16 protein-coding genes are annotated in these 13,887 nt (G+C 72.0%); 7 read left to right on the forward strand and 9 right to left on the reverse strand.

Annotation, left to right across the window (positions count from 1 at the left end):
• Positions 1-4: 4 nt before the first annotated feature.
• From BMW88_RS05610 to BMW88_RS05620, 3 genes are all read left to right on the forward strand, one after another.
• Positions 5-1,813 (forward strand): ABC transporter ATP-binding protein, encoded by a 1,809-nt coding sequence (locus BMW88_RS05610; protein WP_089949539.1) that lies wholly within the window; start codon positions 5-7, stop codon positions 1,811-1,813.
• Entirely contained in the window at positions 1,813-2,298 is a 486-nt protein-coding gene (locus BMW88_RS05615; RefSeq protein WP_089949540.1) for a S26 family signal peptidase, read from the forward strand. The genes BMW88_RS05610 and BMW88_RS05615 overlap by 1 nt, the downstream gene beginning before the upstream one ends.
• Positions 2,299-2,396: 98 nt before the next feature.
• Entirely contained in the window at positions 2,397-3,599 is a 1,203-nt protein-coding gene (locus BMW88_RS05620; RefSeq protein ID WP_089949541.1) for a hypothetical protein, read from the forward strand.
• A 33-nt stretch (positions 3,600-3,632) separates the two neighbouring features.
• Here BMW88_RS05620 and BMW88_RS05625 read toward each other — a convergent pair whose 3' ends face one another.
• The 8 genes from BMW88_RS05625 to BMW88_RS05660 all read right to left on the reverse strand — a co-directional run bounded on the left by BMW88_RS05625 (position 3,633) and on the right by BMW88_RS05660 (position 10,288).
• Positions 3,633-4,619 carry an NAD(P)-dependent alcohol dehydrogenase gene (locus BMW88_RS05625; RefSeq protein ID WP_089949542.1) on the reverse strand — a complete coding sequence of 329 codons (987 nt, stop codon included), beginning with the start codon at positions 4,617-4,619 and terminating at the stop codon, positions 3,633-3,635.
• On the reverse strand, positions 4,616-5,287 hold the full coding sequence (locus BMW88_RS05630; protein WP_089949543.1) for a DUF2306 domain-containing protein: 672 nt from the start codon (positions 5,285-5,287) through the stop codon (positions 4,616-4,618). The genes BMW88_RS05625 and BMW88_RS05630 overlap by 4 nt, the downstream gene beginning before the upstream one ends.
• Positions 5,288-5,341: 54 nt before the next feature.
• Positions 5,342-6,055, reverse strand: a complete 714-nt coding sequence (locus tag BMW88_RS05635; protein WP_089949544.1) for a response regulator — start codon at positions 6,053-6,055, stop codon at positions 5,342-5,344.
• Positions 6,052-7,188 carry a sensor histidine kinase gene (locus BMW88_RS05640; protein ID WP_089949545.1) on the reverse strand — a complete coding sequence of 379 codons (1,137 nt, stop codon included), beginning with the start codon at positions 7,186-7,188 and terminating at the stop codon, positions 6,052-6,054. The genes BMW88_RS05635 and BMW88_RS05640 overlap by 4 nt, the downstream gene beginning before the upstream one ends.
• 87 nt (positions 7,189-7,275) lie before the next feature.
• On the reverse strand, positions 7,276-8,013 hold the full coding sequence (locus BMW88_RS05645; RefSeq protein ID WP_089949546.1) for a zinc ribbon domain-containing protein: 738 nt from the start codon (positions 8,011-8,013) through the stop codon (positions 7,276-7,278).
• Positions 8,010-9,053: a Nif3-like dinuclear metal center hexameric protein gene (locus BMW88_RS05650; protein WP_089949547.1), complete on the reverse strand. Its 1,044-nt coding sequence runs from the start codon at positions 9,051-9,053 to the stop codon at positions 8,010-8,012. The genes BMW88_RS05645 and BMW88_RS05650 overlap by 4 nt, the downstream gene beginning before the upstream one ends.
• Positions 9,050-10,045 carry an Rv2231c family histidinol phosphate aminotransferase CobC gene (cobC, locus tag BMW88_RS05655; protein ID WP_089949548.1) on the reverse strand — a complete coding sequence of 332 codons (996 nt, stop codon included), beginning with the start codon at positions 10,043-10,045 and terminating at the stop codon, positions 9,050-9,052. The genes BMW88_RS05650 and cobC overlap by 4 nt, the downstream gene beginning before the upstream one ends.
• Before the next feature lie 36 nt (positions 10,046-10,081).
• Entirely contained in the window at positions 10,082-10,288 is a 207-nt protein-coding gene (locus BMW88_RS05660) for a hypothetical protein (RefSeq protein WP_030472678.1), read from the reverse strand.
• Between the two features lie 164 nt (positions 10,289-10,452).
• Between BMW88_RS05660 and BMW88_RS43105 the strand changes: the two genes are divergently transcribed.
• The 4 genes from BMW88_RS43105 to BMW88_RS05675 are packed head-to-tail and all read left to right on the forward strand — an operon-like array spanning position 10,453 to position 13,012.
• Positions 10,453-10,911: a low molecular weight protein-tyrosine-phosphatase gene (locus BMW88_RS43105; RefSeq protein WP_245777585.1), complete on the forward strand. Its 459-nt coding sequence runs from the start codon at positions 10,453-10,455 to the stop codon at positions 10,909-10,911.
• A complete protein-coding gene (locus BMW88_RS05665) occupies positions 10,890-11,633 on the forward strand; it encodes a fructosamine kinase family protein (RefSeq protein ID WP_245777586.1) in 744 nt (247 codons plus the stop codon). Before BMW88_RS43105 ends, BMW88_RS05665 begins: the two co-directional genes overlap by 22 nt.
• A 4-nt stretch (positions 11,634-11,637) precedes the next feature.
• Positions 11,638-12,186: a DUF1349 domain-containing protein gene (locus BMW88_RS05670; RefSeq protein WP_089949550.1), complete on the forward strand. Its 549-nt coding sequence runs from the start codon at positions 11,638-11,640 to the stop codon at positions 12,184-12,186.
• Between the two features lie 4 nt (positions 12,187-12,190).
• Complete coding sequence (locus BMW88_RS05675) at positions 12,191-13,012, forward strand: SURF1 family cytochrome oxidase biogenesis protein (RefSeq protein ID WP_089949551.1); 822 nt, start codon at positions 12,191-12,193, stop codon at positions 13,010-13,012.
• On the opposite strand, the gene BMW88_RS05680 is transcribed toward BMW88_RS05675, so the two are convergent.
• Positions 12,920-13,852, reverse strand: a complete 933-nt coding sequence (locus BMW88_RS05680) for a cobalamin biosynthesis protein (protein ID WP_089949552.1) — start codon at positions 13,850-13,852, stop codon at positions 12,920-12,922. The genes BMW88_RS05675 and BMW88_RS05680 overlap by 93 nt on opposite strands.
• Between the last annotated feature and the right edge of the window lie 35 nt (positions 13,853-13,887).

Genomic DNA, 13,887 nt, shown 5'->3' on the forward strand with positions numbered 1-13,887 from the left:
CGTCATGCGCGGAGTTCGCGAGGCACTGGGCCTGACGTGGCGTGCCAGCAGGATTCACACCTCCGTCTTCGTCGTCCTCACCCTGGCCGTCGCCCTGGTGCCGGTCCTGGTCGCCTGGCTGATGAAGCTGATTCTCGACCTGCTGACACAGGGCAACGCCACCGTCGCCGAGGTGCTTCGCATCTCCGTCGTGCTCGCGGTGGCCGGCCTGATCTCGGGTGTGCTGCCGCAAGTGATCCAGTACGTGCACAAGGAACTGGAACGGCGAGTCGGCCTCGTCACCCTGGACCGGATGTTCGAGGCCGCCGACGGATTCGTCGGACTGGCGAGGTTCGAGGACCCGGTGTTCGTCGACCGGATCAGGATGGCGCAGCAGCACGGCGGTGCCACGCCGGGCGTGGTCGTGACATCGGTGCTTTCCATGTTGAGCAACTCGTTGAAGGCACTGGGCTTTCTCGCATCACTGGTACTGCTCGCGGTGTGGCTGCCGTTCGCGGTGCTGGCGTCTGCGCTGCCCGCACTGGTCGGTGAGATCTGGCTCGCCCAGCGCAGGGCCGCGTTGCAGTGGAAGCTCGGCCCGGTCGAGCGGAGGGAGTTGTTCTTCAGCGCGCTGCTGACGAACGTGCAGGCGGCCAAGGAGATTCGCCTGTTCGGGATCGGCTCCTACCTGCGCGACCGCATGTCGGCGCAGCGCCGCCGGTTCAACGGGGAAACGGCGAAGCTCGACCGCACGCAGTTGTACGTCCAGTTCGGCGTAGGTGTGGTCACCGCCGGTTTCGCCGGCGGGGCACTGGTCTGGGCGGTGCTGGCGGCGGCGGGAGGGAAGATCACCGTGGGTGACCTGTCGCTCGTCGTCGCGTCCATCGCGGGAGTGCAGGCGGCGGCGCTCGGGGTCGTGCGCGATCTGGCCGCCTCGCACAAACAACTGCTGTTGTTCCGGCACTACCTGGAGATCGTGCGCAGCGAGACGGACCTGCCGGTCCCCACCGACCCTGTGCCGGTTCCTCCGCTGCGGAAGGCGATCGAGTTCCGGGACGTGTGGTTCCGGTACTCACCGAACCACCCCTGGACCCTGCGCGGGGTCAGCTTCAGCATCGAGCACGGCAGAGCACTCGGCCTCGTCGGTCGCAACGGTGCGGGCAAGACCACCCTGGTCAAGCTGCTGTGCCGGATGTACGACCCGGAGCGCGGCGCGATCCTTTGGGACGGGGTCGATCTCCGCAACCTCGACCCGGCCGAACTGCGGCTGAGGATCGGCGCGGTCTTCCAGGACTACATGAACTACGACCTGACGGCCGAGGAGAACATCGGTCTCGGCGACCTGGACCACGCCGGCGACCGCGACCGGATCAAGGCCGCCGCGGCCAACGCGGGAGCCGACGGGTTCGTGTCGGCCCTGCCGCGTGGCTACGAGACCTTGTTGTCGCGCCTGTTCTTCCACGGCGACGCGGTGAACGGCACGGCGGGCGTCACGTTGTCCGGTGGTCAGTGGCAACGGCTCGCACTCGCCCGCGCGTACCTGCGTGGCCAGCGCGACCTGCTCGTCCTGGACGAACCCAGCTCCGGACTGGACGCCGAAGCGGAGTACCTGGTGCACCGCGGGCTGCGGGAACACCGGATGGGCAGGACGAGCGTGCTCATCTCGCACCGGCTGGGCGCCGTCCGCGACGCGGACGTCCTCGTCGTGCTGGACGGAGGTGTTGTCGCCGAACTGGGTACGCATGACCAGCTCACCGCGCAGAACGGGCTGTACGCGCAAATGTTCGCAAGCCAGGCGGAGGGCTACCGGCGAACGTTGACGGAGGCCTCGTGATGGTGATGATCTGGGTTGTCGCCGCCATCGTGCTCGTGCTCCTGCTGTGGCTGCGGAGCCGGATCATCCACGTGAACGTCGTCGGCTGGAGCATGTGGCCGACCTACGACGACGGAGACCGTCTGGTGGCACGGCGAGTCCGGGCTTCGCGCATCCGCACCGGAGACGTGGTCGTCCTGGACAGTCCGCGTCCGAAGCCGGAGCACATGACCGCGAACATGCGCACCCCGACCCCGATCGTCGCACGCGAGGTCGTCCGTGAGCCGCCCCCGTCGAAAGGGCCGTACTGGGTGATCAAACGAATCGCGGCGATGCCCGGCGAACCGGTTCCCGCCGTGATGTCCGGCATCGTGGACGACGGGGTCGTGCCACCGGGCTTCGTGGTCATGCTGGGCGACAACCTCGAGGACAGCATCGATTCCCGGCAACACGGGCTCCTGCCTCTCGGCAAGGTGCTGGCGAAGGTGGTGCGCCGTCGGACGTAGCCCGACTTACGGCCTGTCCCGGTTTTCAGTACTCGCAAGACATCGGTCAGGTTGGTCGAGGTGGTAACTCGGTGGCGGCGGGCGTCGATGATCGGGGCATGCGCGCAACAGACGACGCCGGTGCCGTGCTCGACGCGGAGTTCGAGGTCGAGCCGGACGGGGACCACCTCGCGTTGGTCATGAAGAGTGCGGGCGGCAAGGTCGGCGGGAGTCCGCACGGCCGCAACCACCAGTACAACACCGCCCTGGAACTGCTGCTCCGCCGGCTTCGCGAGCGCGGCGCAGTGCTGGACAGCGGAGTCGTGGACTCCGCCGCGGTCAAGCAGCTGCCCGAGGCACAACGCACGATCATCGAGGCGCCGGTCGCGCTGGTGACGACGCCCGACATCGGGGCGCTGCGCAGGGAGCTGGGCCGTGCGCAGGGAAAGATCGGCAAGAACCCGGACGGCGACGCCACCAAGCAGATCCGGCTCAGGCTGTGGGTGCCTGGCTACGCCGCCGACGACGCCGACCGGCTGGCTGCGGACCTGGCGAAGCCGGCGAACCGCGGCACGGTGCCGGACGCGTTGGCTCTGCTGCGTTCGCTCATCGGAGATCCCGTTGAGACGGTGACCGGCAGCGTGAACACCATCGTCGAGGTCCACGAGAAGCGGGTGCTGGTGGCCACCGGCCGGTCGCCGCAGGGGCAGTGGGTCGATGTTCGCGATGTCGAGGCCGGCCTGGAGAAGCTGCACGCGCAGGGGTCGGTGCTCGTGAGCGTCGGCGAGCTCGGGCACCGTTCCGCGTTCGTCGGAGCTGTGCTGGCAACCATTCCCGGCACGGTCGTCTCCCTCCGGCCCGCTGTCATCACGTTGCAAGGCCCGGAGTTCCCGCTGCGCATCCGGAAGTTCGACGTGCTCGACGGCAAGGCGGAGGTCACCACCCGCAAGGAGCAGAGGGAACTGCGCAGGTTGTTGCTCGGCGGCCGGACCGCCGCACCTTGCGACCTGTGCGGGCACGACTACCCGGAGGACTTCCTCGTCGCGGCTCACATCAAGAAGCGGTCGTTGTGCACCGACGACGAGCGCAACGACCTGACCAACGTGGCGATGCTGGCCTGCAAGTTCGGTTGCGACAGCCTGTTCGAAACCGGCCACGTCACCGTGGACGACACCGGTCGCGTCCACTCCTGGTTCGAGGACGGGCTTCGTGGCCGGATGCGCGATCACCTGAGCCAGCTCCACGGACGTCCCTGTGGAGCACACCGCGCCGGCTCGCAGCCCTACTTCGCCTGGCATCGCGCCAACGTCTACCGCGGATAGCGACACGGCTCCAGCCGCCGCGGGGCTTCCCCGTCACACGGTGACGACGACCTTCGCGCGGGCGTGGTCGGTCTCGACGTAGCGGACGGCATCGGGCACCTCGTCCAGCGAGTAGGTGCGGTCGATGACCGGCGTGAAGCCCCCGGACTCGGCGAGGTGCCGCAGCGCCGTGAGGATCTCCCGGTCGGGCGCCGTGGTGAGCACCAGCAGCCGGTCGCGGGCGAACGGGGCCAGCAGCTTCGCTTTGACCAGCAGCCACATGGGCCCGACCAGGCTGCCGCCGCTGGACACTCCTCCGCCGGACAGCACGATCGTTCCTCCTGGCGTGAGGGCGCGCCGCAGCGCGGTCAGCGAGTGGTTGCCGACCAGGTCCAGGACGAGGTCGTAGCGCGTGCCGTTCGTGGTGAAGTCGTCGGCGGTGTAGTCGATGACGTGGTCCGCGCCGAGGGACGTCACCAGCTCGACGTTCCTCGTGCTGCACACGCCGGTCACGGTGGCGCCCAGGGACTTCGCGATCTGCACGGCGAACGTGCCCACGCCCCCGGACGCCCCGTTGACCAGGACGTGCTGTCCCGGCTGGAGGTTTCCGGCGTCCCGCAGGCCTTTCAGGGCGGTGTGCCCGGCCAGTGGCACGGCGGCGGCCTGGTCGAACGTCAGGTTGGCGGGCTTGGCCTCGACGAGGTCCTCGGACACGCACACGTACTCGGCGAAGGCTCCGTCCGCGGCACCGAGGTCGCCGTACACCTCGTCGCCGGGCCGGAAGCGCCGCACGTCCCTGCCCACCGCCTCCACCCTGCCCGCGAAGTCGCGGCCGCGGATCTTTCTCCTGGGAGCGGCGACTCCGAGCCCGGTGAGCCTGGCCAGGTAGGGGTCTCCGCGCATCATGTGCCAGTCGTATGCGTTGACCGACGCCGCGTGCACCCGTACGAGGATCTCGTTGCCGGTGGCCGCCGGGGGCTCCACGTCGCGGAGCTCCAGCACGTCCGGCGATCCGTACCGGTCCTGGACGACTGCCTTCATCGGGTCTCCCTGAGCGCGAGTCCGGCGCGGGCCGGACGGGTCGGTGCCGCCGGGCGGTGGATGATCCACTCCGCGACGGCGAGGTTGACGATCCAGGCGGTGAGCATCAGCACCGCGTTGCCGATCCGGTCGGGCTCGCCGACGGCCACGTTCCACGCGGTCAACACCACCGCTTGGGTGCCGGCGCCCAGGCCGATCGCGAATCCGCGGATCATCCAGGTGCGGTGCGCGGTGACGTCTCGACGGCGGATGGCGGTGAAACCGAGGACGATGGACACCGCCCACGCCGTGCCGAACACCAGCCTGATGCCGGTGAGCAGAGCGCCCACGTCATCGGGTTTGGGGTAGAACACGGTCATCCACAGACCGGACAGCGCGCCGAGGAGTCCACAAAGGACCAGCACTCTTCCGGCCGCCCGGTGCCATCCGCGTCTGCGGCGGCGGAAGCCGGGAGCGAACTGGAAGGCGCCGAGGATCGAGTACGCGCTGACGGTGACGGCGTGCAGCACCACGGGCACGGGTGAGGCGAAGAACCGCGCGTTGTCCGGTGTGATCTCCGCGCCGCCGCCCAGCTCGGCCAGCCGGAGGGCGCCACCGAGCACCGGGACGACGCTGAACAGGATGATCGCGGCCGGGATGAGCTTGTCCAGCTTGGCGGAGGAGGTCATGCACCAGATCGTGGCCTGTGCGGCGGTGTCACCTCATCGGCACATGGGCCGCGATCATCCTGGCCGATGGTCCGGCCCGCTCGTCGTACTTTCGGCTGACCGGTGCCGCGATCCGCTCCGGACGCGCTTGGTCTCGTAGGCCCAGATGGCGATCTCGACCCGGTTCCTGGCGCCGATCTTGGCCATCAGGCTGGCGATGTGGCTCTTGACGGTGCTGAGCGCGATGTGGAGGTCCTTGGCGACCTCGCTGTTGGTGCGCCCGCGCGCGACGGCGGCGAGGACCTGCTCCTCCCGTTCGGTGAGCGGGTCGACCGGCTGCCCGGCGCGGCCGGCGGGTCCGGAGTCGGCGAAGGCCTCGATCAACCGGGCGGTGACGCTGGGGGCGATCAGGGCGTCGCCGGAGGCCGCGGCGTGGACGGCCTGGGCGAGCAGGGCGGTGCCGGCGTCCTTGAGCAGGAACCCCCTCGCACCCGCGCGCAGCGCGGCGTAGACGTACTCGTCGAGGTCGAAAGTCGTGATCACGACGACCGCGAGCGGGTCGGGGACGCCGGGCCCGGCGAGCAGGCGGGTGGCCTCGATCCCGTCGATCCCGGGCATGCGGATGTCGAAGAGGCACACGTCCGGCCGCAGCCGGCGGGCCAGTTCCACGGCCTGCCTGCCGTCCGGTGCCTGGCCGACGACCTCGACGTCCGGCTGGGCGTCGAGGATCATCGAGAGTCCGGTGCGGACGATCTCCTGGTCGTCGGCGACGATGACGCGGATGCTCATCCGGTCGCCCCGGTGAGCGGCAGCACGGCGGTCACGGTCCAGCCCCGGCCGGGGTCCGGGCCCGCCTCGCAGCTTCCGCCGAGCAGGCCGGCGCGTTCGGCCATGCCGATCAGCCCGTGCCCCTGCGGCGAGGTGCCGCGGAGGTTGCCGGTGTCGCCGTCGTCGCTCACCCGCAGGCGGACCGACGAGTCGCCGACGGTGATCCGCACCTCGATGCGGGTGGCGTGCCGGGCGTGCCGCCGGGCGTTGGTGACCGACTCCTGGGTGAGCCGGTAGATCGCGGTCCCCACCGACTTCGGGAGGCCGTCGACGGCTCCGTCGATCCGCACGTCGACCTCGGGTCCTGGCCGGCCGGGGCTCGCGAGCCGTTCGACGTCGGCGACGCCGGGGCTGGGCGCCAGGTCCGCGGGCTCGTCGTGGCGCAGGGCTCGCACCATCGTGCGCATCTCGGTGAGTGCCCGCGACGCCTCCGACTCGATCAGGCCGAGCGCCTCGATCGCCGCCTCCGGTCGCGACGCCGCCGTCGCCAGGCCCGCCTGGGCCCGGATCGCCATCGCCGACACGTGGTGCGCCACCGTGTCGTGCAGGTCCCGTGCCAGCCGTTCCCGTTCCAGCAGCTTGACCTGGTCGAGCTCCCGTGCCCGCGCTCGGGCGCGGTATCGCACCGCGGCACCGAGTGCGCACGCCGCCCCGAGAACAGCGCTGCCGGCCACCGCCTCCCCGACGCCGAGGAAGCCGAGCGCCGCCGACAGCCCGACCTTGCCGAGCATGATCGCCAGCCCGATCACCGCCTCACGCCCGGAGCCCCACCGGAACAGCGAGAACGGGAACAGCACCAGGAACACCATCACGGTCAGCTCTGGCTCGCCCCCGAGCACGAGCGAGGCGGCCGCGTTCACGCCGAACACGACGGCGACCACGACCAGCGGCCTGCTGCGGCGCAGCAGCAACAGCGGCAGCAGCCCCACCGCGAGGACCAGCGAGCCGGCCCGCGAGCTCAGGTCCGGCCGCACCAGCGCCTCGAGCACCGCGACCGGCAGGAGCACGGCGACGAGCGCCCAGTCCCACCACAGCCGCGCCGCCGGACGCACCGGCCGGGGCTCATCCCACACCGACCGCAGAAGGGCGAACACGTCCTCATCGTACGGAAGCGGGCATCAGGACAGGCCGGTCCGGAGCACGAGCTCCGGCAACGTCACCGGCCGGCACCGTCCGACGGCTCAGGCCCTCGGCTCGCCGATGCGGACCAGGATCGCGCCGCACTCCTCGCAGCGCACGACCTCGTCGGCCGCCGCCTCCTTCAGCTTCGACACCGCCCCGCTGTCCAGCTCGATCCGGCACGCGCCGCAGCGGCGCGACTGGAAGGCGGCGGCGCCGATGCCGCGCTGCTCGCGCTGGCGGTCGTAGACCTTGAGCAGGTCGTCCGGGAAACCCCTGGCCATCGTCGACCGCTCGGCGGTGCGCTTGGTCTCGGTCGACTCCAGGTCGGCCAGGGCCGCGTCGCGGCGGCGCTTGGCGTCTTCCAGCTTCTCGGTGGCCTTGTCCAGCTCGACGCGCGCGAAGTTGGCGTCGGCCTCCATGGCCTCACGGCGTTCCATCAGCTCCAGGAGGTCGTCCTCGAGGATGCCCTGGCGGCGCTGGATGGTGGCCAGCTCGTGCTCCAGCTCGGTGAGCTGCTTCGCGCCCACCGAGCCGGACTGCATCAGCTTGCGGTCGCGCTCGCCGCGGGCGCGGACCTGGTCAATCTCGGTCTCCTGGCGCTTCACGTCGCGGTCGAGGTCGGTCAGCGTCGTCTCGACGGCCACCAGCGCGTCCTGCTTGGCGCGCACCTGCTGCTCGGCCTCGGCGATCTCCGCGATCTCCGGCAGCGTGCGGCGACGGTGGGTGACACGCGCCAGTTCGGCGTCGACCGCGGCCAGGTCGAGCAGCCTGCGCTGCACTGCGGGATCGGCTTTCACGCATGTCCTCCTGCTGCTGTGCTCGTCGCGCCGACGGTCCACGGGTCGGTCCGGCGGGTGGAGACGAGTACGTCGACCCTACCGCCGAACGCGGTGCGCAGGATTTCCGCCGCCTGCTCGCACCACGGCCACTCGCTGGCCCAGTGCGCCACGTCCACCAGCGCGGGGCCGCCGGACTCGAGGTGCTCGGACGCGGGGTGGTGCCGCAGGTCGGCCGTCACGTAGGCGTCGACGCCCGCGCGCCGCACCGCGCCGAGGAAGCCGTCGCCCGCGCCGCCGCACACCGCCACCCGCTTGACCAGGCGTTCCGGGTCGCCCGCCGCCCGGACGCCCTGCACGGTCGCGGGCAACGCGTCGGCGACGCGCTGGGCGAAGACGCGCAGCGGCTCGGCTTCGGGGAGCTCGCCGATGCGGCCCAGGCCGGTGTGACCGGGCAGGTCGGCCGACTCGTGCAGGGTGAAACAGGTCTCCTCGGCCGGGAGGGCCGCGCGGAGGGCGGTGACGACGGCGTCGCGGCGGGCGCGGGGCAGGACCACCTCCAGGTGGGTGTCCCCGCTCCGGCGGGGCTCGGCGCCCGCGGCGGTCAGCACCTCGAGCACCCGGCCGGCCTCCGGGGCCGGCACGGACGCCGTCAGCACGTCCAGCGGGGTGCCCGGCGCGGCGTCCAGCGGTCCGGTGACGGTGAGGCCGAGCGCGAGAGCGAGCGCGTCCGAGACGCCGGGCGAGGCCGCGTCGGCGTTGGTGTGCGCGCAGTACAGGGCGGCTCGGTTGCGGATCAGCTTGTGCACCAACGCGCCCTTGGGGTCGTCGGCCGGAACGCCGTTGACGCCGCGCAGGAGCAACGGGTGGTGAGCCAGCACGAGCTGCGCGCCGGCCTCGACCGCTTCGTCCACAGTGGACGAGGTCGGGTCCACGCACACCAGCACGCGCGTGACCTCCTCGGCCGGGTCGCCGCAGACCAGGCCGACCGCGTCCCACTCCTCGGCGGTCCTCGGCGGGTACGCGGACTCGAGCACCGCGATCACATCGGCGAGCTTCACGCCAGTTCCTCCACAACCACCCGCAATGCGTCCACGAGCACCGCGAACTCCTCCGGCGGCCGGATCGCCACGCGCAGGTACGTGTCGTCGAGCCCGGGGAACGTGTCGCAGCGCCGGGCCGCGATCCCCTTGTCCCGCAACGCCTCGCGCGTCCCGCGCGGCACCCTGAGCAGCACGAACGGCGCCCGCGGCGGCACGACGACCAGGTCGCCGAGCTGCTCGACGGCGTACGCGGCGTGCTCGGCGGCCTCCAGCGCGAACCGGGCGGAGTCCGCCAGCGCCGCGGGTTCGCAGCACGCGGTGATCGCCTCCAGCGCCAGGCTGCCGACCGGCCAGTGCGGACGGCCGTGCGCGAGCCGCGCCAGCGTCTCCGGGTCCCCGAGGAAGTAGCCCGCGCGCAGGCCCGCGAGGCCCCAGGTCTTGGTGAGGCTGCGCAGCACCAGCACGTCCGGGTCGCCCGCGAGCGACTCCGGCTCGCCCGGCACGGCGTCCATGAACGCCTCGTCGACGACGAGCCTGCCGGGGAGTGACTTCAGCGCGGACGCCGCGTGCAGCACCGACGTCGGGTTCGTCGGGTTGCCGATGACGGTGAGGTCGGCGTCCACGGCCACCTCCGGCAACGTGAAGCCGCCGTCGAGCAGCACGCGTTCCACCGGGACCCCGGCGTCGCGGAACGCCACCTCGGGCTCGGTGAAGCCGGGGTGCACGATCGCGGCCCGGCGCGGCGCGAGCTTCGGCAGCAGCGCGAAGCCCTCGGCGGCGCCGTTGAGCAGCAGGACCTCGTCGGGCGAGCGCCCGTGACGGCGGGCGACGGCCTCACGCGCACGCTCCTCGGCCTGCCGGGAGGGGTAGCTCCCGAGGCCGCCGAGCGCCGCGGCCAGCCGTTCGCGCAGCCAATCGGGCGGGTGGGGCACCCGCACGTTGACGGCGAAGTCGGCGAGGCCCGGCGCGGCGTCGACGTCACCGTGGTGGCGCAGGTCTGGGCTGGTCATCGCCGGAATTCTAGGCGACCGGCTCAGAGCCCCGCGTCACTGCATGTAGCGGCGGAGCTCGGTGAGGTGGCTGATCAGCTCGTCGAGCTGGAACGCGTCGAGCTGCGCGGACTCACCGGGCGGGGTGCGGAAGCAGACGCGCCCCTTCTCGTTGAGGTACACCTCGAACGCACGACGGCGCCCGAGGGCGTCGGTGCACCCGATGATCTCCCGTTGCGGGGGCACGTCGGTACCTGTCTGCATGGGCGGCCTCCATGTCGTTTGTCCGTACATCTTGCGACAAGGGTTGAGCGTTACCGTGCGGCGGTGCTCGTCCCCCGTGTGCGCCGGACAACGTGATCACCCGAGCGTACTGGTGCGCGGGGCAGCCCACCGGCGGAACGGAGCAGGTCGCCTAGGCTTCTGCCATGCAGCTGCACGTCACCTTCGTCTGCACCGGCAACATCTGCCGGTCCCCCGTGGCAGCGCTCGTCTTCCGCGAATGGCTGGCCAGGGAGGGCCTGTCCGCCCACGTCGAGGTCTCCAGCGCCGGCACCGGCGGGTGGCACGTCGGCGACCCGGCCGACCCGCGGGCGTTGAAGACGCTGGCGGACAACGGCTATCCCACCGACCACGTGGCGGCGCAGGTGTCCGGCCTGCACCTGGACGCGGACCTGCTGGTGGCGCTCGACTCCGGGCACGCGCGGGCGTTGCGCCGGATGGCCGGCCCCGATCGCGTCCGCCTGCTCCGCTCGTTCGACCCGGACGCGGACGGCGTGGACGTGCCGGACCCCTACTACGGCGACGACGCCGGGTTCACCGAGGTGCTGGTCATGATCGAGGCGGCGATGCCGGGGCTGGTCGCGTGGGTCCGCGAGCGGCTCTGAGGACGAAGATCCAGTCACCGCGGGCCACCGCAGCCGAGGCGGCGGGCCTGCGCTGGCTGCGCGTCGAGGGCGGTCCGCCGGTCCCGGTGGTGCACGAGGCGGACGGCGGCCGGCTGGTGGTCGACGAGATCCCGCACGGCACGCCGGATCCCCGCGCGGCCGAGACCTTCGGCCGCCGGCTGGCCGCCCTGCACCTCGCCGGAGCCGGCGCGTTCGGCGCCCCACCGCCCGGAGGCCCGCGGGAGGCCACGATCGGCCGGGCCACGATGATCAACGAGCCCGCGGCCGAGTGGCCCGCATGGTTCGCGTCACACCGCATCCGGCCGTACGCGCGGCAGGCGGGCATCGACGACGACACCGGCATCGGCGAGGTGTGCGACCGGATCGGCGAGCTCGCCGGCCCGCCGGAACCGCCCGCGCGGCTGCACGGTGACCTGTGGAGCGGCAACGTGCTGTGGGGCGCCGACGGCCGGGTGTGGCTGATCGACCCGGCCGCGCACGGCGGGCACCGCGAGAGCGACCTCGCGATGCTGCGGCTCTTCGGCTGCCCGTTCCTCGGCCACGTCCTCGGCGCGTACGGCGAGGTCGCGCCGTTGGCCGACGGCTGGGAACGGCGGGTGCCGCTGCACCAGCTGTTCCCGCTGCTGGTGCACGCCGTGCTGTTCGGCGGCGGCTACCGGTCCGAAGCGGTGGCCGCCGCCCGCGCGGCGCTGCGAGGATGAGGTCATGGACCTCACCGGCTGGACGTGGCTCAACGAACCGGAGCAGTGGTCGGCCGACCCGCTCATCGTGCACGCCGAGGCGAAGACGGACTTCTGGCGCCTCACCGGCAACGGTGAGATCCACGCGAACGGCCACGTCTTCGGCACGCGGATCTCCGGCGACTTCACCCTGACCGCGACCTTCAGCGGTCACCTGCCCGCGCAGTACGACCACGCCGGCATCGGGCTCGTCGCCGACGACGAGAACTGGCTCAAGGCCGGGGCCGAGGTGTTCGACGGCACACCGCAGGCCAGCACCGTCGTGGCGCGGAACTTCGCGGACTGGAACCTCGCCGTGGTCGGCGCCTTCGAGACGTTCACGGTGACGGCGCAGCGGCGCGGGGACGCGGTGGTCGTGAAGTACGGCCTGGACGGGGCGCAGCCGTCGGTGATGATGCGGAAGGCCTACTTCCCGCCGGGGGCCGAGGTGTTCGCCGGGGTGATGGCGGCGAGCCCGCACGGGGAGGGCTTCGTGACCCAGTTCCACGAGGTCCAGCTCACGCATCTACCGTGAGGACGTGCGGTTCAAGTTCCTCCTCAAGCCGGGCTGGCTGGCGCTGACCCTGGCCGTCTGGGTGTTCGCCGGCGCCTGCGTCTACCTGCTGTCCCCGTGGCAGTTCGGCCGCAACGACGAGCGCCAGGCGCAGAACTCCGCCATCACCAGGTCGCTGCAGAACGACCCGGTGCCGTTCGGCACGAAGCACGACGAGTGGCAGAAGGTCGAGCTCAAGGGCCGGTACGTGCCGGAGCTGGAAGCGCTCGCCAGGCTGCGCACGGTGCAGGGCGAGGCCGCGTTCGAGGTCATCACGCCGTTCCGGACCACCACGGGCCGGACCGTGCTGGTCGACCGCGGGTACGTCCGCCCGGTCAACGGCATCAAGCCGCCGGAGTTCGCGAAGGCCCCCACCGACGAGGTCACCCTCGTCGGGCTCGCGCGGCCCAACGAGTCGAACGACCAGCCCGCGTTCGAGCAGGACGGGACCCGGCAGATCTACTCGATCAACAACAACGCGGTCGGGCCCGGCATCGAGCCCGGCTACTTCCAGCTCGTCGAGGGCCAGCCGGGTGCGCTGGCCGCGCTGCCGCTGCCGCGGATCGAGTCGGGGCCGTACTTCTCCTACGCGCTGCAGTGGATCGCGTTCGGCGTCATGGCGATCGGCGGCTGGCTGTACTTCACCATCCGCGAGGCGCGGCCGGGTGGCGTGCTGCACGAGGGCACCAAGCGCAAGAAGAAGTCGATCGCCGAGCTACTTGCGGAAGAGGGCGATGACGGCGCTGACGGCGCCGGCGGCGAACCCGACGACGCGGGACAGCTCCACGGCACGCGTCACGTGACCTGAGTCCGGGTTGCGGCCGTGGCCCATCACCGGGCGTTCCTCGACGCCGTGCGCGTAGGTGGTGCGGCCGCCGAGGCGGATCTCGAGCGCACCGGCGAAGGCCGCCTCCACCTGGCCCGCGTTGGGCGAGGGGTGGGCCGCCGCGTCCCGGCGCCACGTCTCCAGCGCCTGCTGCGCCGATCCGCCCACCACCGGGGCGCCCGCGACGACCAGCAGCGCCGCGAGCCGCGACGGCAGCAGGTTCGCCAGGTCGTCCAGGCGGGCGGAGGCCCAGCCGAACCGCAGGTGGCGCGGGGACTTGTGGCCGACCATCGCGTCCAGCGTGTTGGCCGCGCGGTAGCCGAGCAGGCCCGGCACGCCCGCGACAGCGCCCCAGAACAGCGGCGCCACGACGGCGTCCGAGGTGTTCTCCGCCACCGACTCGACGGTGGCGCGGGCCAGGCCGAGGGTGTCCAGCCGCGCGGCGTCGCGGCCGCAGAGGTGCGGCAGCCGGGCGCGGGCGGCCTCGACGTCGCCGTCCGCCAGCTCACGGCCCATCGCGGTGCCCTCTGCGGCCAGCGAGTTGCCGCCGAGCACCGTCCAGGTGGCGAGGCCGGTCGCGAGCGCCTGCGCGAGCCAGTGGCGGCGAGCCAGCCGTTCGACGGCGACACCGGCGGCGACGGTCCCTCCGGCCAGCACGGCGGAGTAGGCGGCCCCGGCGGCCTTCGAGTCGGCGTACAGCCGCTCCTCCAGCGCCGCGGCGGCCGTCCCGAATGCCGCTACCGGGTGAAATCGGCGTGGATCGCCGAACACCGCGTCCGCCGCCACGCCCAGCAACAAACCCAACGCGCGCCCCGCGCCCACGGCACCCTCCCCAGGTCGTCGAAGGCACGGTAGCG

The organism is Lentzea xinjiangensis, assembly GCF_900110955.1.
In the GTDB taxonomy this organism is placed as follows: Bacteria; Actinomycetota; Actinomycetes; order Mycobacteriales; family Pseudonocardiaceae; genus Lentzea; species Lentzea xinjiangensis.